Origin of the sequence: Actinophytocola sp. (assembly GCF_036002505.1) — a bacterium.
Lineage (GTDB): Bacteria > Actinomycetota > Actinomycetes > Mycobacteriales > Pseudonocardiaceae > DASYTH01.
Map to the genome: position 1 here is coordinate 26,323 of NZ_DASYTH010000095.1, position 23,352 is coordinate 49,674.

16 protein-coding genes and 1 pseudogene are annotated in these 23,352 nt (G+C 71.3%); 1 reads left to right on the plus strand and 16 read right to left on the minus strand.

The window, feature by feature from the left end:
- Positions 1–52: 52 nt before the first annotated feature.
- Positions 53–1,009, plus strand: coding sequence for a hypothetical protein (locus tag VGR06_RS07395; protein WP_327558214.1), 957 nt, complete (start codon positions 53–55; stop codon positions 1,007–1,009).
- 48 nt (positions 1,010–1,057) lie between these two features.
- On the opposite strand, the pseudogene VGR06_RS07400 reads toward VGR06_RS07395, so the two are convergent.
- The 16 genes and pseudogenes from VGR06_RS07400 to VGR06_RS07475 form a co-directional block, all read right to left on the minus strand.
- Positions 1,058–2,063: pseudogene (locus VGR06_RS07400) on the minus strand (sugar phosphate isomerase/epimerase family protein).
- Between the two features lie 12 nt (positions 2,064–2,075).
- Positions 2,076–3,506, minus strand: coding sequence for an alkaline phosphatase family protein (locus tag VGR06_RS07405; RefSeq protein ID WP_414637181.1), 1,431 nt, complete (start codon positions 3,504–3,506; stop codon positions 2,076–2,078).
- A 100-nt stretch (positions 3,507–3,606) separates the two neighbouring features.
- On the minus strand, positions 3,607–4,761 hold the full coding sequence (gene eboE, locus VGR06_RS07410) for a metabolite traffic protein EboE (RefSeq protein ID WP_327558216.1): 1,155 nt from the start codon (positions 4,759–4,761) through the stop codon (positions 3,607–3,609).
- 5 nt (positions 4,762–4,766) lie between these two features.
- Positions 4,767–5,630, minus strand: a complete 864-nt coding sequence (locus VGR06_RS07415) for a TatD family hydrolase (RefSeq protein WP_327558217.1) — start codon at positions 5,628–5,630, stop codon at positions 4,767–4,769.
- Complete coding sequence (locus tag VGR06_RS07420; protein WP_327558218.1) at positions 5,630–6,232, minus strand: EboA domain-containing protein; 603 nt, start codon at positions 6,230–6,232, stop codon at positions 5,630–5,632. Before VGR06_RS07420 ends, VGR06_RS07415 begins: the two co-directional genes overlap by 1 nt.
- Positions 6,229–7,092, minus strand: a complete 864-nt coding sequence (locus VGR06_RS07425; RefSeq protein WP_327558219.1) for a sugar phosphate isomerase/epimerase family protein — start codon at positions 7,090–7,092, stop codon at positions 6,229–6,231. Before VGR06_RS07425 ends, VGR06_RS07420 begins: the two co-directional genes overlap by 4 nt.
- On the minus strand, positions 7,089–7,988 hold the full coding sequence (locus VGR06_RS07430; RefSeq protein ID WP_327558220.1) for an SCO3242 family prenyltransferase: 900 nt from the start codon (positions 7,986–7,988) through the stop codon (positions 7,089–7,091). Before VGR06_RS07430 ends, VGR06_RS07425 begins: the two co-directional genes overlap by 4 nt.
- On the minus strand, positions 7,985–9,109 hold the full coding sequence (locus VGR06_RS07435) for an inositol-3-phosphate synthase (RefSeq protein WP_327558221.1): 1,125 nt from the start codon (positions 9,107–9,109) through the stop codon (positions 7,985–7,987). The genes VGR06_RS07430 and VGR06_RS07435 overlap by 4 nt, the downstream gene beginning before the upstream one ends.
- Before the next feature lie 91 nt (positions 9,110–9,200).
- A complete protein-coding gene (locus tag VGR06_RS07440; RefSeq protein ID WP_327558222.1) occupies positions 9,201–14,948 on the minus strand; it encodes a ThuA domain-containing protein in 5,748 nt (1,915 codons plus the stop codon).
- 85 nt (positions 14,949–15,033) lie between these two features.
- A complete protein-coding gene (locus VGR06_RS07445; protein ID WP_327558223.1) occupies positions 15,034–16,077 on the minus strand; it encodes a substrate-binding domain-containing protein in 1,044 nt (347 codons plus the stop codon).
- Entirely contained in the window at positions 16,074–17,156 is a 1,083-nt protein-coding gene (locus VGR06_RS07450) for an ABC transporter permease (RefSeq protein ID WP_327558224.1), read from the minus strand. The genes VGR06_RS07445 and VGR06_RS07450 overlap by 4 nt, the downstream gene beginning before the upstream one ends.
- A gap of 201 nt (positions 17,157–17,357) precedes the next feature.
- Positions 17,358–18,872, minus strand: a complete 1,515-nt coding sequence (locus VGR06_RS07455; RefSeq protein ID WP_327558225.1) for a sugar ABC transporter ATP-binding protein — start codon at positions 18,870–18,872, stop codon at positions 17,358–17,360.
- 24 nt (positions 18,873–18,896) lie between these two features.
- Entirely contained in the window at positions 18,897–20,090 is a 1,194-nt protein-coding gene (locus tag VGR06_RS07460) for an ROK family transcriptional regulator (protein WP_327558226.1), read from the minus strand.
- 549 nt (positions 20,091–20,639) lie between these two features.
- Positions 20,640–21,215: a hypothetical protein gene (locus VGR06_RS07465; protein WP_327558227.1), complete on the minus strand. Its 576-nt coding sequence runs from the start codon at positions 21,213–21,215 to the stop codon at positions 20,640–20,642.
- Positions 21,212–22,558, minus strand: coding sequence for a hypothetical protein (locus tag VGR06_RS07470; protein ID WP_327558228.1), 1,347 nt, complete (start codon positions 22,556–22,558; stop codon positions 21,212–21,214). The genes VGR06_RS07465 and VGR06_RS07470 overlap by 4 nt, the downstream gene beginning before the upstream one ends.
- Positions 22,555–23,352: an ABC transporter ATP-binding protein gene (locus tag VGR06_RS07475; RefSeq protein WP_327558239.1), complete on the minus strand. Its 798-nt coding sequence runs from the start codon at positions 23,350–23,352 to the stop codon at positions 22,555–22,557. Before VGR06_RS07475 ends, VGR06_RS07470 begins: the two co-directional genes overlap by 4 nt.

Consider the following 23,352-nt stretch of genomic DNA (forward strand, 5'->3'; position numbering starts at 1 on the left):
AACCCGCGCACCTACCCTGTTGCCCCCTCCCCCCGCTGCCGACGATGAGTACATGCGACGAGGAACCTGGGCGGCAGATCCACATGTGCTCCAGCAGCACAGCCGGCACGGCGCTATCACCGTGGCCGTACTGGACGAGCTCGGGGTGCCGCCGCGGACCGCGTACCGCCGGTGCGTTCCGAATGGACCGTGGCAGCGGCCACTGCCGGGCATCGTCCTTCTCGGCAACTCGCCACCGACGCGTCGCCAGCTCGTGGAGGCCGCCCTGCTGTATGCCGGGCCGGAGGCGGTCGTCACCGGCCTCGAGGGGTGTCGGCAGTACGGCTTGCGAGCCGTACCGGAGCAGCCGACCGTGCACCTGCTCGTTCCGCATGACCGCCAGGTGAAGAGCAGCGACTACGTGATCGTGGAGCGGACGACCAGGCCTCCGGAGCCGGTGATCCGCGACGGCCTCCCCCTGGCTCCGCCGGCTCGGTCGGTGCTCGACGCATGCCGGCGGCTCCGCGCCTTCGATCCGGTTCGAGCGCTGATGGCCGAGGCGGTGCAACGCGGCCGGGTTGCACCCGGGATCCTCGCCCATGAGCTCGAGATGGGCAGTCGGCGTGGTACCTCCGTGCCGCGAGAGGTACTGAAGGACCTGCTGTCCGGTGCGCGGTCCGTGGCGGAGATCGACGGGAAGCAGATGTGGGGGCGGACGGGTTTGCCTGCGCCGGCGTGGAACGTGGATTTGTTCGACAGGAACGGGAGGTTCATCGCCCGGCCCGACGGCTGGTGCGATGAGGTCGCGCTGGCTTGGGAGATCGACTCGTACGAATACCACTTCGGACGCGGCGACTACGCCCGCACCTTGGCGCGGAACGCACGGTACGCCGCAGCTGGTGTCGTGCTGGTTCAGACCATTCCGACACGATTGCGGACCGAGCCGGATGTTGTTGCGGCTGAGTTGGTGGCGGCGTACCGGGCTGCGGTGGGGCGGCCGCGGCCGGATGTGGTGGTGAAGGTGCCATGAAGGGGACCTTCAGGGCGTTGAATGCCCTGAAGGCCCCCTTCATCGCACTTACTCCCCCGACGAGAACGCCGCGTCGAACGCAGCCGCCGGTGGCTCGAAGTTGAGCTTGCGGATGAACTCCAGGGCCTCCGGGCCTCCGGTGAGGCGGTCCATGCCGGCGTCCTCCCCATTCGATGGAGATCGGGCCGTCGTAGCCGATGGCGTTGAGCATGCGGAAGATGTCCTCCCACGGCACGTGGCCGTGGCCGGTGGAGACGAAGTCCCAGCCGCGGCGCGGGTCGGCCCAGGGCAGGTGGGAGCCGAGGCGGCCGTTGCGGCCGTTGAGTTGTTTGCGGGACTCCTTGCAGTCGACGTGGTAGATGCGGTCCTTGAAGTCCCAGAGGAACGCGACCGGGTCGAGGTCCTGCCAGATGAAATGGGAGGGGTCGAAGTTGAGGCCGAACGCCGGGCGGTGGCCGATGGCCTCGAGGGTGCGCACGGTGGTCCAGTAGTCGTAGGCGATCTCGCTGGGGTGGACCTCGTGCGCGAACCGCACGCCGGCCTCGTCGAACACGTCCAGGATCGGGTTCCAGCGTTCGGCGAAGTCGGCGTAGCCGCGCTCGATCATCGCCGGCGGCACCGGCGGGAACATCGCGACGGTGTGCCAGATCGAGGAGCCGGTGAAGCCGACCACCGTGGACACACCGAGCTTGGCGGCGGCCCGGGCGGTGTTCTTCATCTCCTCGGCCGCACGCTGCCGCACGCCCTCGGGCTCGCCGTCGCCCCAGATCCGGGCCGGCAGGATGCCCTTGTGTCGCTCGTCGATCGGGTGGTCGCACACCGCCTGGCCGACCAGATGGTTGGAGATGGTCCACACCTGGAGGTTGTACTTCGCCAGAGTGTCCAGAGTGGACTTGACGTAGGAGTCGTCGGACACCGCTTTGTCCACCTCGAAGTGGTCGCCCCAGCAGGCGATCTCCAGGCCCTCGTAGCCCCACTCGCTGGCCAGCCGGCAGATCTCCTCGAACGGCAGGTCGGCCCACTGCCCGGTGAACAGGGTGAGCGGTCGCGCCATCGGTTCCTCCTCCTAGAGCGTGGTTTTCTGGGTCAGGCCGGCAAGGGACAGCATGAGCGCCTTCACGTCGATGGCGGCCACGCGGTCGCGACCGGCCCGCGGGTCGGAGCAGAGCAGCACCGGGGAGTCCGCGTGGGCATCGGGCAGCCGGCCGTGGCTGCCCCGCACGCACGACGGGTCGAGCGGCACCACGCGCATGGTGTAGCGCAGGCCGAGCTTCTTGCGCACCAGCGCGGCGGCCGCGCGCAGCCTCACCGCGCGGTCGGCCGGGTCGAGGAACAGCTCGGCCGGGTCGTAGCCGGGTTTGCGGTGGATCTCCACGGTGCGCGCGAAGTCCGGGGCTCGGTCGTCGGAAAGCCAGTAGTAGTAAGTGAACCAGGCGTCGGGTTCGGCGATGGCGACCAGCTCGCCGGCCCGCTCGTGGTCCACGCCGAGGGCGGCCTGACCGTCCCGGTCCAGCACGGTGTCCACTCCGGACAGTTCGGCGACGACGGCGCGAACCCGGGGCAGGTCGCCGGGATCCTGGACGTAGACGTGGGCGATCTGGTGGTCGGCCACCGCGAACGCCCGGGAGGTCCACGGGTCCAGGTACTCCATGCCGGCCTGGGTGTGGACGCTCAGCAGGCCCTCGCGGCGCAGCGCCCGGTTCACGTCGACCGGGCGGCGCGCGGGTGTGATGCCGTACTCCGACAGCGCCAGCACGGTCATGCCTCGCGCCCGCGCGTCGGCCAGCAGCGGGGCGAGCGCGGCGTCCATTTGGCGCGCGGCGGCTGTCGCGTGTGGACTGTCCGGGCCGTGGCGCTGGAGGTCGTAGTCCAGGTGCGGCAGGTAGACCAGGGTCAGGTCGGGCTCGTGTGCGGCCAGGATGTGCCGCGCCGCCGCGATGATCCATTCGGAGGAGGCGAGCCCGGCCGTCGGGCCCCAGTACTGGAACAGCGGGAAGTCGCCGAACCGGCCCGTCAGCTCGTCGTGCAGGGACGGTGGCCAGGTGTAGCAATCCGGGGACTTCCGGCCGTCGGCGTGGTAGACCGGGCGCGGTGTGACGGTCAGGTCGGTGGCCGCGCCCATCGCGTACCACCAGCACACGTTGGCGACCCGGAAGCCCGGCCGCGCCCGGCGGGCCGCCGCCCACAGCTTCTCGCCGTGCACCAGGGCGTTGTGCTGCCGCCACAGGAAGACCTCGCCGAGGTCGCGGAAGTACCAGCCGTTGCCGACGATCCCGTGCTCGCGCGGCAGCAGCCCGGTCAGGAATGTCGACTGTACCGAGCAGGTCACCGCGGGGAACACGGTGTCCAGCCGCGCCTGGAACCCGTCGCGGGCAACACCCCGCAGGTTCGGCATGTGCGGCAGCAGCCGCGGGGTCAGCCCGACCACGTCGAGCACGAGGAGGCTCACAGTTCCGCCTCTCCGGAATTTACTTCTGTGGTGGCGATGCGTTGACATCGTTCGGTTGGCAGGGTTTCCGTGGCTGGGTTGCGTCTCGTTCCCCTTGGGTGCGGTTGGCAGGCACGCGGCTGATGCCGCCGCCGAGTCTCGTTGCGGCTCATGCGCTCACGTCCTTCAAGCCGAGGACGGTCAGCTCGCGGCGGGTCCAGTCCAGCTCGGCGGCGAGGCCCTCGACCAGACCGGCGTCGTCGCGCGGCGCGTTCGGCAGCACGTGCCAGGTGTAGGTCTCCACCTCGACGTGCCGGGTCAGGGCGGTCGGGCCACCGAGCAGGCCGGCCAGGGTGTCCCGCAACACCGGTCGGGTGCTGGCAAGCGGGGCCGCCGGCTCGGCGTGCAGCGGGATGTGGAAGTGCACCCGCCAGGCCGAGTCGCCGGGCAGCCCGCCGGCGAGCGCCAGGTCGAGGTCGTCGGTGCCGTTACCGGTCGCGGACCGGGTCTGGTGCAGGAACCGGGGCTCCACGAAGGACCGCAGCGCGGACCGGGTGTCCGGGTCGTCCGGGTGGTCGGCCTGCAGCGCGGCCGATGCCTGCGCCTTCACCACGGGCAGGCCGGCCGCGGCCAGCCGGCCGAGCGCCGCGGCGGGGTCCTCGAAGGCGACCGCGAGGTGGCAGGTGTCCAGGCACACGCCCAGCCACTCACCGTCTACATCGGACAGTTGGGTGGCGGCCTGGGCGGTGGTCTCCACGACGCAGCCCGGCTCGGGCTCGAACCCGACCCGCACCGGCCGGCCGGTCTCGGCGGCGAGCTTGGCCAGCCCCTCGGCGAGCCGGTCGAGGTTCGCGGCCGCGGCGGCCCGCCGCTGGGACAGCCACGGCGTGCGCCACGCCAGCGGAAGCGTGGACACGCTGCCGGCGCCGGCATCCTCCGGCAGCAGCCGGCCGAGCAGCCGCGCCAAGTCGAGCGTGTAGTGCAGGCGTTCGGGTTGCGACCAGTCCGGCGCGTAGACCTTGTGTTTGACCACCGGGTCCTGGAAGCCACGGTACGGAAAGCCGTTGAGCGTCACGACTTCCAGACCGCGGGCGGCCAGCTCGGCGCGCAGCCGGGCGACGGCGCGGTCGTCGTCGATCAGCTCGGTGGCCACTCCGCGGGCCAGCCACAGGCCGAGCCCGAGCGTGCTGGTGCCGAGCCGCTCACGGACCGGTTCGGCGTAGCGGGCGAGCTGAGTGACGAGCCCGCCGAGGTCCTCGGCCGCGTGCACGTTGGTGCAGTAGGAGAGGTGGACCAGGCCGCCGTCCGGATGCCGGAACCGCATCGGGGTCAGGGCTCCTTCCGGGCGCCGCGCAGCACCGAGTTGCCCTCGAACGTCGCGCCCGGCTCGGAGTCCAGATCGGACAGTTCGAGCCGCCCGCTCTGGCCGTAGAACTCGACCGGGTTCCGCCAGAGCACGGCGTCCACATCGGACTCTTCGAACCCGGCGGCGAGCATCGCGCGCCCGGTCTTCACGGTCTTCAGGGGATCGCTGTTGCCCCAGTCGGCCGCCGAGTTGACCAGCTTCCGCTCCGTGCCGTACGCCCGCAGGACGGCCACCATCCGGTCCTCGTCCATCTTCGTGTCCGGGTAGATGGAGAACCCCATCCAGCACCCGGATTCGGCCACCATGCCGACGGTCACCTCGTTGAGGTGGTCGATCAGCACGCGCCCCGGCGGGATGCCGGACTCGCGGACGACGTCGAGCGAGCGCCGGGTGCCGGCGGCCTTGTCCCGGTGCGGGGTGTGCACCAGCACCGGCAGGTCGTGCTCGATGGCCAGCTGGAGCTGGGCGGCGAACGCGGTGTCCTCCTCCGGGGTCATCGAGTCGTAGCCGACCTCGCCGACCGCGACCACCCCGTCCCGCTCCAGGTAGCGCGGCAGCACCTCGAGCACCGGCACGCACCGCGGATCGTTGGCCTCCTTGGGGTTCAGCGCGAGCGTGCAGTGGTGGCGGATGCCGAACCGGGCCGCCCGGAAGGGTTCCCAACCGATCAGACCGTCGAAGTAGTCGGTGAAGCTGCCGATGTTGGTGCGCGGCTGGCCCAACCAGAACGCCGGCTCGACCAGCGCCCGCACCCCGGCGTCATACATCGCCCGGTAGTCGTCGGTGGTCCGGGACGTCATGTGGATGTGCGGGTCGAAGACGCGCATCACAGCTCCCTCAGGTCCGGCACGAGGTGGTACACGTCGGCCGGAACATCGCGGCCGGCGGCGGCCCGCTCCTCGGCGAACGAGCGCAGCATCCGGACCAGCTCGGCGTCGAGACGCCGGTCCAGACCGTCTATTTCGGACAATGGGATGCCGGTGAACACGCACTTGAGCACCCCGTGCCGCCAGGCCGGCGGGTCCAGGTGGGTGGCGGCGTACGGCCCGAGGGCGGCCGAGATGAGGCGGGTGTCGTTGGTGCGCAAGGCATCCCGGACCAGAGGGAGGCCGGCGTCGCCGATCGGGAGCAGGGCCAGCCCACGCAGCACGGCCCGCTTCTCCGCCGGGCCGCCGTACCGGTACAGGTCGGCGGCCTCGGCGGAGAGCGGCTCCCCCGTCAGTGGCAACGCGGCGAGCAGCAGCACCCGGACCGCGTCGTCGACGGTCCAGCCCGGCGGTTCGGGCAGCGGGTCCCGGCCGCAGGCACGCCCGGCGGCCGGGAACAGGGTGCGGATCGCGGCCGGGTCGGTCTCGACCCGGGCCAGGGCCCCGGCCAGCCACCGCTCGGCGGCGCCGGAAAGCTGACCACGCAAGGATTCCGGGGTCATAAGACCGCCTCCGCGCCCACGGCGGCGCGCAGGAAGGCGAGCGAGCGGCGGGCGACCTCGGGGGCGGCGTGGCTGTGCCGGGGCAGCTCGACCGCGACCAGCCCGCGGTAGCCGACCTCGCGCAACGCCGCGAGCACCGGCGGGAAGTCGATCTCCCCGGTGCCGAGCTCCAGGTGCTCGTGCACACTGCGGCGCATGTCGTCGATCTGCACGTTGACCAGGTGCGGCCCGGCCCTCCGGACACAGTCCGGCACCGAGGCGTGCTCGTTGCAGCGGCAGTGCCCGATGTCCAGGGTGAGGCCGAACAGCTCCGGGGCGCCGAGCCGCTGCCGCAGGCGCTGGTAGCCGTCCAGGTCGGCGACCAGCATCCCGGGCTCCGGCTCGAAGCCCAGCGGCATGCCCGCCGCATCGGCGGTCTCGATCACCTCCGCGCAGCCGGCGACGAGGTTGTCCCAGGCTCGCGCCTCGGGCACGTCGTCCGGCCGGGTGCCGCTCCAGAACGACACCGCCTCGGCACCGAGGTCGGCGGCCACGTGCACGGCGAGCCGGAGCAGGTTCACCCGCCGGTCCCGACCGGAGCCGAGCAGTGTCGGCCAGTGCTTCCGCCACGGGTCGAGCAGGTACCGTGCGCCGGTCTCCACGACCACGGCGAGCCGCCGCCGGTCGAGCTCCCGCGCCACGGCGTCCACTCGCCGGAGCAGGTCGGGCGCGTACGGATCGAGGTGGTCGTGGTCCAGGGTGAGCGCCACGCCCTCGTAGCCGAGGTCGGCCAGTACCGCGAGCGCGTCGGTCAGCCGGTGGTTGGCGAACCCGTTGGTGCCGTAGCCGAACCGCAATCCTCCACTGTGGACGCTGCTCATGTCGGGGACACCCGCCTCGCGAGTTTGCGGGCGAGCGGGAACGCCGCTGCCAGCAGCGCGGCCGAGCGCGGCGCCCCCGCACGTGCGGCCAGCGCAGCCTGCAGTGGTATCAGGCCGAGGATTCCGGCACCGACGGCCCGTTGCACCTGCGGGGGTGTGGGGTCGCGAGCTGCGGCGAGTTGCGCGGCTCCGACTGTGCCCGCGTAGCCGGCCAGCAGGGTGGTCGCGAATGCCTTGAAGGTGACCTTCGGGACGTTGGGTGTCCTGAAGGCCGCCTTCAGGGCACTCGGCCCCGCCCAGGGGACCGCGGCCAAGGTCACGGCACCGGTGACCCCGAGCAGTGCCGCCGGCAACCGGCGGTCGGCGCCGGACACCTCCGCCCGGGACAGCGTCGTGACCGCCAGCGTGTGCGCTCCGACGGCGAGCGCGGCCGGCCCGGCCGACCGCAGCCCACCCGGTCCCGCACCGAGCAGGACGTCCAGCGTTCGCGCCGCCGCCATCGCCGCGGGCCCCATGGTTGTGGCCTTCACGATCAGGTCGTAGGCCCACACCGTGCCGGCCAGCGGCACCGCGACGGCCAATGCCCGCCACCTGCCGGCCGATGCGGCGAGCCCGAGCCCGGCGGCGGTCAGTCCCGCCGCCAGACCGAGCGCCACCCCCGGCCGGACCCGACCCGACGGGATCGGGCGACCCGGCCGCTCCACGGCGTCCACCTCACGGTCGGCATAGTCGTTGAGCGCCATCCCCGCCCAGTACAGGCACACCGACGACGCGGCGAGGCCCGCCGTCCGGCGTCCGAACGGCCAGCCGGCCGCCGCCGCCCCGGCCAGGCTGTCGCCGGGCACGGTCAGCGCGGCCGGTGCCCGCACCAGCTCGACCAGGTCCCGAACGTTCATGGCGCGGCCCACTCGCGAAGCGCGGCGTACTGCGCGGCCAGCCCGGGCGGCGAAGCTCCGATCGGGTCCTTGAAGAAGAACCCGAGCTCCGGCACCGGGCCTGGCCGCCCGGTCGACAGCGCGAGGGCCATGAACCGGGCCAGGTCCAGGATCAGGGGCGCGGCCAGCGCCGAGTCGCAGCCCTGCCAGGTGAGCTGCAAGGTCATCCGCGCGCCGAGGAAACCCTCGAACAGCACGTGGTCCCAGGCGGTCTTGTGCTCACCGAGCGAGGCCACGTAATCGATGTGCACCTCGCCGTCGACCGGGTAGCCGAGCGCGTCCGGAAGCACCCGCTGCTTGGACCGGTTCTTGCTGGCCGCGGTGTCCGGATCGGCGAGCGTGGCCCCGTCTCCCCCACCGAGCAGGTTCGTGCCGGACCAGGCCAGCACCCGCAGGGCGCGCTGGGCGAACATCGGCGCGAGCACCGAACGCAGCAACGTCTCCCCCGTCTTGCCGTCCCGGCCCGCGTACGGCACCCGCATCTCCCGCGCCAGTTCGTCGAGGGCCGGCAGCGCGGCCCCGGTCGACGGAGTGAAGTCGACATACCCGCAACCGGCCCGCAATGCCGCGTAGGCGTAGAGCGAACTGGCCGGCAGCACGGGATCCCCGTGCCGCAGCGCACTTTCCAGCGCCGCCAGCGACCCGTGGGCCGGGTGCGGCGCAACGGGCGGCTCGGTCGAGGCCACGTTGATCACCACGACCCGGGTGAGGCCGTGCCGGTCCGCGAAGTCCGCGAGGTCTGCCGCCAACCGGTCAACATCGGTGGACTGCCTTGCCCCACAACGAATCTCATCGTCCGCGGCGGCGAGGTCGGCGGCCACGAGGGCGGGCAGGTCCGGCGGGAGCACTCCGGCGTGTGCGAGTTGCTCGGCCCGCTTGGACAGTGGCGTCTGCACCACGTCGTGACCGCCGAAGACCAACTCGCTGAGCGCCGGCAGCCCGGCACCGGCAAAGTCGGGCAAGTCGGCAACGCACCCGACCGGCGCGGCCAGCCCGGCCCGAAGCGCGGCCGCACCGGCGACGGCCGTGGTCGCCACCGAGCCCCGGGCGCCGATCAGCCACACGCCGATCGCTTCGCTCATCCCGCTCTCCCTTCCCAGCTCGCCATCCCCCGGCCGTCGCGGGATCAGCCGGGTGGGGCGTCCCGCGGCCGCCGCGGGACGCCCCACCCGGCTATCTGGCGAACCGCTCGCCGTGTGCGGCCGGGCCGGACAGCACCGCGATCACCGCGTCGGTGTCGCGGGCCAGGACCTGGCGGACCTCGGCCATCGGCACCAGCGCCGGATCAGTGGCCAGGGTCCGGAACGTCCGCAGCTCCCGGACGGCCTTGGCGTCGTTGCCGTTCGCCTCGGCCTTGCGCGCCTTGGACAGCTGCGCCTGCAACGTGCTCGCGTTGGCCTGGGACAGCCATCCGGTCGCGCGGAACCGGTCGATCAGGTTGGCCATGTCCCGCATCGACGTGCTGACACCGAAGTTGACCGCCTGCACGGTGCTGTTGCCGGCCCGGTCCACCGCGGTCACCTGCAGGGTGTGCGTGCCGAGACCGAGCTCGAACAGCGCCTGCAGGGTGCCGGAGGTGTACGGGTTCCCGTCCAGGCTCCCGGTCAGCGTCCTGACCCCGGACATGGCGTCCGCGGCCTGCCAGCTGATCCGCAGATCCTGGCTGTCGCCGTAGATCTGCCCGTTCGCGATGCCGGAGACCAGGACCGTCGGCGCGGTGCCGTCGATCTTGATCGTGGCGGCCTTGTCGGTCTCCACGTTCCCGGCGTTGTCGACCGAGCGGTAGGTCACCGTGTGCGTGCCGTCGCCGGTGACGTTGACCGGCTCGGTGTACGGCGTCCACGGCCCACCGTCCACTGTGTACTCGGTGCGGTCCACCCCGGACGCGGCGTCCGCGACGGACAGGGTCACCGGTACCCCGTGGTCGTTCCACCCGTCGTCGTTGGGCGGGGCGAACTGCGCGGTGGTCAGCGGCGCGGTCGTGTCCACCCGGACCGTCAGCGTCCGGGTGTCCTCGACATTGCCGGCCTTGTCCACCGACCGGTAGGTCACGGTGTGCGTGCCGTCGCCGGTCACCGTGAACGGCGTGGTGTAAGGCACAAATGCCGAACCGTCCACTGTGTACTCGGTGCGGTCCACGCCGCTGCCGCCCGCCTCGTCGGCCGCCACCAGCGTGACCGTGACCGGGCCGGTGAACCAGCCGGCGGCACCCGGGTTCGCCGGGTCGGTCGACGCGGTGGTGACCGGCTTGGTGGTGTCCACCGGCTGGGCCCAGGAGGCGTGGAAGTAGTCGAACCTGACCGTCTTCGACACCGTCTGGTTGGTCCCGATGGTGAACAGCCCGACCTTGCCGCTCGCCACCGCGGCGTTGGTCACCGCCTGGCCGATGTCCGTCCAGGTCGTGCCGTCCGCGGAGTAGAGCCCGTGGTAGGTGTCGCCCTGCTTGGTCAGGCGCAGATACCAGACGCCCTGGGTGAGGTCGCTGGTGTTGGGCTGCGGGTTCTGCACGGCGTCGCCGACCTCGCCACGCAGCTCGATCCGCCGGGACACCGGCGATCCGGCCGGATTGCCGGCGAGGAAGTCGAACTTCACGTAGTTCGCGTCGTCGACGTAGACGATCAGCCCGCCCTGCTGGAACTGCTCGTCGAGCGCGCTGCCGTCGACCTTCGTCTCCACCGTCCAGTCCCCGGCCGGCGGGGTCTGCAGGGTGAAGTTCGTCGGCGTGCCGTTGGGCGTGCCGAAGATGTCACCGTTGCCGGTGTCGATCTCCAGGTTGCCGCCGGTGACCCGCTCGTGCGCGGGGTCCGGCCGGACGATCGTGGTCCACCGGCAACCGTCCACAGCAGACCCGTCGAACTCGTCGTTCGGCGACGGCGGCGTGGCGGTCGGGTCCGGCAGCAGGCTGAACCAGTCGAACGAGGCGTCGATCACCGGCCGGGTTCCGCCGCCGCCGGTCAACGACATCAGGCCGATCCGCGGGTTGGTGATCCCGGCGACCAGCTTGTCCGTCTGCGGCATCTGGGTCCAGGACGACCCGTCCGCCGAGTAGGACGCGAGCAGGTGCGTGCCGTCGCTGGCCAGGCGGACGTAGACGGTGTCCGGGTACGCCGATCCGAGGTTGGCCGTGTTGGAGTCCCCGACCTCGTTGGGCGAGCCGTTCTCCTCCCGGATGAACTGGAAGACCCGGGCGTTGGCGTCGGCGGTGCCGCGCGCCTCGAACACCATCTTGGCGTAGTTGTCGTCGTCGCCGTAGAGCACCAGACCGGCCTGCTCGTAGGCGTCCCGCGCGGTCAGCGACAGCTTCGCCGTGGCCTGCCAGGGGCCGCTGGGCGCGGGCTGGACGACCAGGTTCGGCACCGGGTGGGAGTTGTCGGTGCCGTAGATGTCGGCGTTGGCGGTCGGGATGTGCAGGCCGCCGCCCGAAACGGACAGGTCCTGGTTCTCCCGGATGACCGTCCACCGGTTGCGGTCCAGCGACGTGCCGAGGAAGTCGTCGGACTTCCCGGACAGGCACGCCGTCGGCGGGCTTTCCACGACGACCGGCACCGTCTCGATCCGGGCCGCGCCCCGGCTGTCCGTCACGGTCACCGAGGCCTGGTATGAGCCGGGCACGGTGTAGGTGAACGAAGCGTCCGGTGTGGATGGTCGCGGCGCGCCGGCCACGCCGAAGTCCCACTGGTAGGTCAGCGGCGTGTCACCGTCGGGATCCGTTGCGGTGGCGTGGAAGTTGACCGCCAGCGGCGCCGTGCCGCGGTTCGGGGTGGCGGTCGCGGTCACGTCCGGCCGCTGGTTGTCGGTCGCCCCCCGGCCGAGGAAGTCGACCCAGTTGACGTTGAGCAGCCCGCCGTCGTTGGTGCTGCCGGCCGGTTTGCGGACCACGAAGTACAGCGGCCCACCGGTGGTCGGCGGACTCGCCAACGCAAGCGAGACGTCGGTGTAGGTCTGCCAGCCGCCGGTGTTGGGCACCGCCACGCTGCCGACGAGCGTGCCGTCCGGCGCGCCGGTGCGCACCTCGATGGTGCCGCCGGTCGAGGCCGACGCCACCCGGAACCGGATCGCGTCGATGCCGGTCAGGCTGGCCGGATCGAACGACCACCAGTCACCGTCCTCGATGGACCCGATGTCCTGGAACCCGCCCTGCGGGTCGGACGCGGTCTCCGGGGTCACGCCCGGGGATCCGGTGCCGGTGCCGTCCGGAACCCGGCCGGTGGCGCTGAAGAACTCGGCCTGCTTGTGCTTGGGCTGCAACACGACCTGAGCCCGGCCGGTCAGCGGCGCCGCGCCGCCGGCCCCGCCGTGGTCGGTGTAGCTGGCCTCGAGCACGCCGAACACGTTGTCGCCGTCCTCGTGCCCGGACGACAAGGTGGTCTGGACCAGCCCGGAGCAGCCGTGGTACTGGTCGAGCGGGTGCCCGTGGGTGTCGTGGCCGAGGATGGACTGCAGCGTCACCTGCGCGCAGTCGATCGTGCCGTCCTCCGGGTCGGTGACCGTGACGGCGTACCGCACCTGGTCGCCCCAGTCGAAGAACCCGCCGTTCGGCGGCGCGGTCAGGGTGACCGCCGGCACGGTGTTGCCGACCACGATCGGCACGCTGGCGCTGCCGGTCCGGCCGTCGGCGTCGGTCACCGTCAGGTTCGCGCTGACGTTTCCGTTGGCGGTGTAGGTGAACGTCGGGTTCGCCTCGGTGGAGTCGACCGTGCCGTTGCCGTCGAAGTCCCACGCGTAGGTGATCGGCGTGCCGTCCGGATCGCGCGAACCGTCACTGGAGAAGTGCACGGTCAGCGGGGCCGGGCCGCTGGTCCGGTCCGCGGCCGCCCGGGCGACCGGCGGCCGGTTGCCCTGCACGTAGTCGATCCGGTAGACGGCGGAGTCCGCGTTGTCCCCGCCGAACCCGGAGCCCCACTCGATCAGGTACAGCGCACCGTCCGGACCGAACTTCATGTCCATCGGCTTCTTGAAGCTGAACGTGCCGAGGATCTGGTTGATGTCGACCAGCCGGCTGCCGTCCTCGTTGAGCTGGAAGGAATACAGCTTGTCCTGGTTCCACTCGCCGAAGATCGCCTTGCCGTCCCAGTACGCCGGCCACTTGCGGTCGGAGACCAGGTTCGGGTCGTACCGGTAGGTCGGCCCGGCCATCGGCGCGCCGCCGCCACCGATCTCCGGGAATGCCGGATCGGCGGCGTAGTGGTAGTAGACCATCGCCGCAATGGCCGGCGGCAGATCGGTCAACCCGGTGTTGTTCGGCGAGTTGTTCACCGGGTGCGCGCAGTCGAACGGCGCCCCCGAGGTTCCCGTGGCAAAGTCAAAATCGACGTACGGCCGATTGTTGCCGACGCAGTACGGCCAGCCGTAGTTGCCCGGCTGGTTGAGGACGTCCCACTCGACAGTGTTCTCCGGGCCGCGGGTCGGGCTCGCGGTGCCGGCGTCCGGGCCGAAGTTGGCGACCAGCAGCTTGTGTGTCGCCGGGTCGATGCCGATCCGGAACGGGTTGCGGAAGCCCATGCCGTAGATCTCCGGCCGGGTCCGCGCGGTGCCGGGCGGGAAGAGGTTGCCGGCCGGGATCGTGTAGCTGCCGTCGGATTCGGGGTGGATGCGCAGCACCTTGCCGCGCAGGTCGTTCGTGTTGGCCGCGGACTTCTGCGCGTCCCAGGCGGAGCGGCCGGACCGCTCGTCGATCGGGGTGTAGCCGTCGGAGGCGAACGGGTTGGTGTTGTCCCCGTTGGCCAGCCACAGGTCGCCGGTGCCCTGGTCGAACACCATGCCGCCGCCGTGGTGGCAGCACTCGTCCCGCTGCACCGGAATGTCCAGCACCACGTGCTCGCTGGACACGTCCAGGGTGTCGCCGTCGACGGTGAACCGGGACAACCGGTCGACGACCGTGGCCGAGGGTGAGTGGTACAGATAGACCCAGTGGGTCGTGTCGAAGTGCGGATCCAGTGCGATGCCGAGGAGTCCGCTCTCGTTGGCGGTGAAGACGTTCAGATGGCCGGCGGTCACGGTGCCGCCGCCGTTGGGTCGGATGACCTTCACGTCGCCGAGCCGGTCGATGTAGAACACCCGGCCGTCGTTGGCGATGTCGAGCATCATCGGGTTGGACGTGTTGTCGTCCAGGGTGACCTTGTCGAAGCTCGTGTCCAGCGAAGCGGCGCAGTCCGCTTGCACCACACCGGCCGCGGTCTGGATGCCGCCGAGCAGCAGGTGCAGAAAGTTCGGCTCGGTGAAGCTCTCCTTGGTGTGGCCGAGGCCGGTGTACCAGGAGCGGCCGCCGTCATAGTCCTGGCACCAGGTGTTCGGGTGGTCGAAGCCCATTGTGCCGCCGGAGTACGAGGTCTCGTCCATCGACGTCAGCACGTGCACGTGGCCGCGCGGGTCGGTCTGGAAGTCGTACCACTCGTCGGTCCGGGTCCACCGGGTCGGCAGGCCCTGCGTGGCGGGGTGCGCCGGGTCCTCGACCTTGACCGTCGCCTGCTGGATCGCCGGGTGCTCTTTGAAGTAGGCGCCGACCAGGCCGCCGTACCAGGCCCAGGTGTAGCCGCTGTCGGAGGCGGCGTGCACGCCCGCGAATCCGCCGCCGTGCTGGATGTAGCGCTGGAAGGCGTCCTTCTCGGCCTGCGTGCCGAGCGGATCCCCGGTGGTCGACAGGAAGATCACCACGTCGTACCGGGCCAGGTTGGCGTCGGTGAACTGGCCGTCGTCCTCGGTGGTGTCGACGGTGAAGTTGTGCTGCTGCCCCAGTTGCTGAATGGCGGCGATACCGTCCGGAATGGAGTCGTGCCGGAACCCGGTCGTCTTGGCGAAGACCAGCGCCCGGAACGGCGGATCGGTCACCGCCGCGGCCACCGGCACCGGGGCGGCGCCCACCGACAGGCCGGCGAGTGCCGTGGCCAGAATCGTCAAGAACCGTCTGCCTCTGCGGATCATCAGGTGCTCCCGTCTCGGCTCCAAGTGCTATGAAGGTGACCTTCGGGACGTTCGATGCCCTGAAGGTCACCTTCAGGGCATTCCGTCACTCGAACGACAGCGGCAGGTACTTGTCGACGTTGTCCTTGGTCACCACGGCGGAGAACAACGTCACCGACGCCGGCACCTCCTGCTCGGCGAGATCACCGAGCCCCTTGGTCTGGCCCAGCAGCCGGGCCAGGCGGATCGCCGACGCGGCCATCGTCGGCGGGTACAGCACGGTCGCCTTCAGCACCGTGTTGTCCGCCTTGATCTGGTCCATGGCGGTCTTCGACCCGGCGCCGCCGACCATCAGGAAGTTGCTCCGGCCGGCCTGGCGGATCGCCTGCATGGCGCCGATGCCCTGGTCGTCGTCGTGGTTCCAGAGCGCGTCGAACTGCGGGTAGGCCTGCAGCAGCTCGGCCATCCGGGCCTGGCCGGTCTGCACGTTGAACTCCGCGGCCGCCCGGCCGATCTTGCGGATGCCCTGGTAGTTCGCCAGCGCGTCGTCGAAGCCCTGGGTGCGCTGCCGGGTCAGCTCCAGGGTGTCGATGCCGGCCAGCTCCACCACCGTGCCCTTGCCGCCGAGCTTCTGGGCGATGTAGTTGCCGGCGTTGAGGCCCATCCGGTAGTTGTCGCCGCCGACCCAGGTCCGGTACGACTGCGCCGAGTCGAAGATCCGGTCCAGGTTGATCACCGGGATGCCGGCGTCCATCGCCTTGCGCCCGGCCGGGGTCATCTGCTTGCCGTCGGCCGGCAGGATCACCAGCACGTCGACCTTCTGGTTGATCAGCGAGTCGATCTGGCTGGCCTGGGTGGCCGCGTCGTTGCTGCCCTCGGTGATGACCAGGTTGACGTCGGAGTACTTCTTGGCTTCGTTGCGGGCGTTCAGGTTGATCGCGTTCAGCCAGCCGTGGTCGGCCTGCGGGCCGGCAAAACCGACCTTCACGTTCTTGCCGGGCTGCGCGTTGGCCGCGTTCTGCGCGTTGTTGTTCGGCGCCGCGCTCCCGCTGTTGTCGGCGTTGCTGGTGCACGCGGCGAGCGCGCCCACACCCAGCAGCGAAGCCCCCGCGAGGAAACCTCGGCGCGGCACACCGGATCCGGTCGTCATGACGATGTCCTTTCTGCCAGTTCCGCGCGCCGCTGGACGAGCACGGCGGCGACGATGATCAGTCCCTTGGCGATCTGCTGAGCCGCCGTGGAAAGGTTGTTGAGGGTGAACAGGTCGCTGATCGTGGTGAAGACCAGGACGCCGAGAACCGAGCCGAACAGCGTGCCGCGCCCGCCGGACAGCAGCGTGCCGCCGATGATCACCGCGGCGATCGCGTCCAGCTCGTAGAGGTTGCCGTTGGCCGACGCACCGCTGCTGGTCAAGATCACCAGCATCACGCTGGCGACGCCGCAGCACAGCCCGGACAGCACGTACAGCAGCAGGGTGTGCCGCCGCACGTCGATGCCGGCCAGGCGGGCCGCCTCCAGGTTGCCGCCGATGGCGAACGTGTGCCGGCCGAACGTGGTGCGGTTGAGCAGGATCCAGCCGACCACCGCCACCCCGGCGAAGATCAGCACCAGCGGCGGGATACCGAGGAGGTAGCTGTCCTTGTAGCCGAGGTCGACCAGCGCCTGGTTCTTCGCGTTCACGGTCTGGGTGTGGCCGCCGGAGATCTGGATGGCCAGCCCCCGCGCGCCGGCCAGCATCGCGATCGTGGCGATGAACGCGACCATCCGGCCGTAGGCGATCAGCAACCCGTTGATCAGACCGCAGCCGATCCCGACGGCCAGCGCGGTGAACACGATCCCGCCGATGCCGTAGCCCTGCGTGGCCTTCGTGGTGGCCCACACCGTGGCCAGCGCCACGATCGCCCCGACGGACAGGTCGATGCCGCCGCCGATGATCACGAACGTCATCCCCACGGTGACCACGCCGATGATCGAGGCCAGCGTGAGGATCAGGATCAGGTTGTCCAGCCGCAGGAACTGGTCCGGCTTCGTCACCGCCCCGACCACCACCAGCGCGGCCAGCACGCCGGTCAGCCCGAGGTTGCGCACCTCGCGGATCCGGGGAAGCCCAAAACGGCGGCCCGGCGCCAGGTGCTCCGCGGCCTGCGCCGCCGCGGCCTCCACCCTGGCCGTCTCGTCCACCGGCGGCGGCTGCTCGACCGCCGCGGATTCGGTTGACTGCTCGCTCATGCTGTGTCCTTTTGGCTCGCTCCGCTCGCGGGAGCGGGCCTTGACGCGGTGCCTTCCCTCCTGCGCTGCTCGCTCGCTCGTTCCTCACTCCCTGCGCTGCTCGTCAGTCCAGACACCGCCGGCCCGCTCACAGCTCCCCCTCGCAGGCTCGGTCGAGCCGCTCGCGGTCGCCCTGTGACATTGATTCGCTCGCAAGCTCGCTCATGCCGCTGCCTTCCCTTTCATGACCAGATCGAGAACGTCGTGCTCGTCGAGCTCGCCGGCGTCCGCGGTGGCCACCACCCGGCCCTCGCGCAGCACCACCACGCGGTCGGCGAGGCCGAGCACCTCGGGCACCTCGCTCGAGACCAGCAGGATCGCCACGCCCGAGCCGGCCAGCTCCCGGATCAGCGCGTACAGCTCGGCGCGGGCGCCCACGTCCACCCCGCGGGTCGGCTCGTCGAGCAGGAGCAGCTCGCACCGCTTCACCAGCCACCGGGCCAGCACGACCTTCTGCTGGTTGCCGCCGGACAGCGTCCGCACCCCGCGCCGGACGTCGTTGGGCCGCACCGAAAGCGCGCTCGCCTGCACCCGGGCGTCGGCCAGCTCGTGGCGCCGGTTGAGCCAACCCAGCCGGGCGTAGCGGGGCAGCGAGGCCAGCGACACGTTGCGCGCCACCGAGTCGTGCAGCAGCAGCGCCTGGCTCTTGCGCTCCTCCGGCGCGAGCCCGATGCCGGCCACGACCGCCGACGTCACCCGGCCCGGCCGCAGCACCCGCCCATGGATCCGCACCGTGCCGGCCGACGGCCGGCGCGCGCCGTACACCGTCTCGAGGACCTCCGAGCGGCCGGAGCCGACCAGACCGGCCAGCCCCACGATCTCCCCCGCCCGCACGGAGAACGACACGCCGGCGAACGCGCCCCGCAGCGCCAGCGCGTCCACCGTGAGCACGTCCGGCCGGTCGTCGTGCGTGCCGGCCGGCGGGCGCGGCGGGAACACGTGCTCCACGCCGCGGCCGGTCATCAGCGCGACGATCTCCTTCGTCGGCGTGGTCCGCGCGGGCAGGCCGACCGCGACCGTGCGGCCGTCCTTGAGCACGGTGATCCGGTCGCCGATCTCCCGGATCTCGTCCAACCGGTGCGAGATGTAGACCACCGCGACGCCGCGCGCGGTCAGCTCGCGGATCACCCGGAACAGGTTGGCCACCTCGTCGGCGGCCAGCACTGCGGACGGCTCGTCCATGATCAGCAGCCGGGCGTCCCGGGACAGCGCCCGGGCCATGCTCACCAGCTGCTTGCCCGCCGCGGACAGGCGGCCGACCTCACGGGTCACCCGGATCTCCGGATGGCCCAACTGGCGCAACAGGTTCCGGGCCGCTGCCCGCATCGCGCCGCGCCGCACGAACCCGGCCCGGGCGTGCTCGTGACCGAGAAAGATGTTGTCCGCCACGGAAAGGCCGTCCACCAGGTCGAGCTCCTGGTAGATCGTGGCGATCCCGAGCCGCATCGCCGCGGTCGGCGTGGCCGGCGAAACCTCCTCGCCGCGCCAGGAGATCGTGCCGGCGTCCGGGGTGTGCACGCCGGACAGCACCTTGATCAACGTCGACTTCCCGGCGCCGTTCTGGCCGAGCAGGCAGTGCACCTCGCCCGCGTCGACCTCGAGCTCCACCCCGTCCAGGGCCCGCACACCCGGGAACTCCTTCACGATCCCCGACATGGTCAGCAACCGCGCCGTCATGCCCTTACCTCTCGCTGCTGTCGATTACCGAGCTGGCGACGGGACGGCGACGACGGTGGGATCGTCGAGCACCGACTCGAACGCGACGTGTGCCCCACCGCGTGCCGCGGCGGTGAAGCCGAGCCGGGACAGCTCCACCCGGCACCCCCCGACGTCCGGCGCCATGACGCGGGCCCGCAGCTCGCGCATCACCGGACCCAGCAGATACGCCCCGAGGCTGGCGAAATAGCCGCCGAGCACCAGGGCCCGCGGGTTGAACACGTTGACCAGAACCGACGCGCCGAGGCCGAGCGCCGTGCCGACCCGGGCCAGCGCGTCCAAGGTGCGCGTCTCCCCCGCCTCGGCCCGGCCCCGGACCATGTCCAGCCGCTGGTCCAGGTCCAGCGACGGATCGCGCACCGGGTCGTTCCCCTCGGCGGCCATCCGGAACAACCCGGCCAGACCGACCATCGTCTCCCAGCAACCACGCCGCCCACAGCCGCAGTCATGTCCCGACTGGTCGAGCGGGATGTGCCCGACCTCGCCGGAGAACCCCTCGGCGCCACGCAGCAACCGGCCGCCCACGATCACGCCGCCACCCACGCCGGTCTCACCGGTGAGATAGACCAGATCGGACGCGCCGGCGATGCCGCCCATCGCGTACTCGCCGAGCGCCGCCAGGTTCGCGTCGTTGTCCACTTTGATCGGAAACGCCGGCCGGACACCCGTCCGCGCGGAGAGCCGGTCGATCACGCCCCGCACCACCTCGACCTGGCGCCAGTGCAGGTTGGGGGCGAAGGCCACGACCCCGGCGTCGACGTCGACCAGCGCCGGAACGGCCAGCGTCATCCCGATCGGCGTCATGCCGAGCCGGGCACACTCGCCGAGCGCCCGCACGGCCAGCTCGGTCACCGAATCGAGCACCGCGGCCGCGGAAAGCGCCTGCACGTCGAGCGCCACCCGATACTCGACGACCACGCTGTTCCTCAGGTCGAGCACGAGCACGGTCAGGTAGTCGACATTGATCTCCACCCCGATGCCGCCGATCCGGCGCCCATCCAGCTCCACACTCTGCGCCGGCCGCCCAACCGCCCCATCCCGCTCGATGGCCCCCTCCCGAGCCAGCCCCCGCTCGACCAACTCGGCCACCAAGCTGGACACCGTGCCCTTGTTCAACCCGGTCTCCACCGCGATCCGCGCCCGCGACCGCGGACCCGCATCCCGCAGATGGCGCAGCACCAGCGCAAGATTGCTCCGCCGCACCGTCGCCTGATCAGCCGGCTGCCGACCAGACCCCGCCTGCACCGGTGGAGAGACAGTCACAGCCACACCGCCATCGAAGTTTGTCCGTTGAATGAACAAACTAAGTCCGGCGCTGGCCCCCGTCAAGGCGATCTTTCAGTCAGGGAACAACCTCACCGGCTGGATGCGTGACCGGACTCGGGACGGAAACCCCGTCGCACACATGGCGGGCACAGACTGGCATCGACGCCGGGACAGCGACAAAGACCGACATGCTGCGACACGTACCGGTACTCCCCTACGCCAGCTACGTGCGAAACCGGCACAACTCGGTATCAGGCGATCTCTAGGAACTTCCCGGACCGTCCACTTCGGTCTGATGGCATCTCCGTGGCGTCTCCTGGGCGGAACCAGGGACGAAATGAAGATCAACATCCCGGTTTCGTTCACTTGCGAAGTGCCCGCCCTGTGTAGGTACATGGTCGAGTCCTGCCGCCCACGGCGGCACGGTCCCGGCCATCGCGCGGGCGTCCGGCGGGCTTGACCTCACCATCGACTTCCGGGTCCGCGAACCGAGTACGTGACCGTGCCGGCCAGGCCGAGCAGCACCGCGGTGACCGTGGCCGGCGTCGTGTGCCCGGGCTGGACCATCCAGGTGAGCATCACCTGGTAGCCGGGCCCGGTGGGTGGCGTGCCGAGTGGAGCGGTGAACCGGAGGGCGAACACGGTCCAGATGACCGGCAGCAGCACGGCCCGGGAGGCGCCGATGGTGGCCACGCCGAGCGCGAGGAGCCCAATCAGGCCGGTGACGTCGCGGAGGACGGGACCGGCGTGGGTCAGCGTGGCCAGGCCGGTGATGATCGCCCCGGCCAGGATCACGTGCATGGCCCGGCGGGGCGGCCAGGCGATCGCCGCCGTGCGGTCCAGGTCGGGGTCGGCGCCGGCCAGGCCGGGTGCGGTCGCCGCGACGCCGGTCAGCGCGGCCAGCAGCGCGAGGGTGTCCCGGATCCGCGGGTCGTCGATCGTCGTGCCGAGCCACCACAGCGCGGCCGTGCCGGCGATCACCGCGGCGAGGGCCGCCGGCACGGATCGGGATCGCAGGTAGAGGGTCAGCCATCTCATCGCGGACCGTTCGGGCCGGTGAGGATCTCCAGCCGGTCGCCGGGCCGGCAGGTCAACTCGGCTTCGCGCAGCGCCGCGACGCGAGCCCGCTGCTCGCCGGCCGGCAGGCCGCGCAATGTCCGGAGAGCCGGTTCGGTCGCGGGAGACAGCGGGGCCGGACCCGGCGGGTTGGCCGGGAGGTGACCGAGCAGCCAGGCCGCCGCGACCTGTCGCGCGGTCAGGTAGCGGTCGAGCTGCTCCTCGGCCACGAGGTCGAGGGCGTCGCAGAGTCGGGTTCCGGCCCCGTCCAGCAGGTACCAGAGGATGTCTTCCGGCGGGTCGGTGAACTCGCCTGCGGACACGCGAAGTGGTTGCACGAGAACGGTTTGCCGCTCCGAGCGGTGTGGTTGGCGGTATTCCTCGGCCACCGAGGTGGGCGCGTTGGGCAGCGTCGCCGACAGCAGCGCCAGCGCCTGGCGGGCCGGACCTCGCAGCGAGTTCAGGGCGTTCTCGTGTGCCCGTGGCACGCAGACCAGCGGGGTGTCGGGCGTGCAGACCCGGGCGATCGCGTCCCGGTCCGGTTCGTAGGCGTCCTCGCTACCCGGCTGCAGCGGCAAAGCGGCGGCCGCGCCGATCACCGCGGGAAGGATCGCGGCGAGCCGGCCACGACGGCTTGCCGCGGCGAACAGCAGGAACCCCGTCGCGGCGACGGCCGCCAGCCACACCACTTGGGACAGGTTCGTCCGCGCGGTGAGGACGGCGAACTCCATCGAGGAGTCGGCCGGGCCACCGAACATGGTCGGCAGGAGCAACCCGACCCTGGACGTGTCGCCGGCACCCGCAACGCCCCGGATACCTACCTGCACCGCGACCGCGGCGACACCCAGGAGGGTCGGGGTCAGCGTCGACGGGTAGCGGCTGCCGACGGCCAGCCCGAGCCAGACCGCGGTGATCATCGACACGGCTCCCACCGCGACGACCGGCACCGTGCCGGTCGAGAAGTAGGTGGCGTAGGGCAGGGTCCGGCCGGTGCCCGCGCTGAACGTGCCGAGGTATCCGGCCACGGCCCCGATCGCCATGGCCACCGCGGTGGGGAGCACCCGCCGCCACTGCGGCAGGGGGGTGCTGGAGATCAGCTCCTCCATCCGCTCCCGGCGTTCGCGGCGGCCCTGCCAGGCCCCCGCGCCAAGCGCCAGTGGCCAGAGCAGGAGCAGCATGCTGCGTTCCTGGACGGCGAGCGCGATCCACCAGCCGTCCCGGCTGGTGGTCAGGTAGAACAGGGCCGCGCCGAGTGCCACGACGAGGACGGCGACCCAGGGCGCGGTCGACCGGCGCAGCTCGATCCGCAGGATGCGGGCGGTCATCGCGCACTCTCCCGGTGCTGGCGCAGGATGTTCGAGTAGCCGCGCTCGGCCGGGCTGTCCCCACCGTCCCGCTCGCCACCCGCGGCCTCCAGGTCGGCCGGGAGCCCCCGGAACACCAGCCGTCCCTCGTCCATCAGCAGCACGTCGGTGCAAGCGGCGACCACGTCTTCGACGAGGTGGGTGCAGACCAGCACGCAGGTGTCCGTGGCCAGGTCCCGCAGCAGCGCCCGGAAGTCCAGCCGCTGGTCGGGGTCCAGACCGGCGGTGGGCTCGTCGAGCAGCAGGATGCGCGGGTCGTTGACGATCGCCTGGGCGATGCCGGCGCGCCGCACCATGCCCCCGGACAGCGTCTTCATCCGGTCGTCGGCGCGGTCGGTCAGGCCGACCCGGTCGATCGCGCGCTGCACCGCACCGGGCAGCTCCCGTCGTGGCATCTCCTTGAGCCAGGCCAGATACTCGACGAACTCGCGGACGGTGAACCGGCGGTAGAAGCCGAACTCCTGTGGCAGGTAACCGATCTGCCGGCGTAGCTCGCGGAGATCCAGGCGGCCGTTGACGGTCTGCCCGAGCAGGGTCAGCGTGCCGTCCGCCGGGCGCAGCACCGTGGCCAGCGAGCGCACCAGGGTGGTCTTGCCGGCTCCGTTGGGGCCGAGCACGCCGTGGACACCGGTGCCCACGGCCAGATCCAGGCCGTCGACGGCCATCCGCCGGCCGGCCCGCACCCGCAGTCCCTCGGCCTGGATCACCCACGGGTAGGTGGCCGGGGCCGTCTCCTCGGCACCCACAGCTCGCAC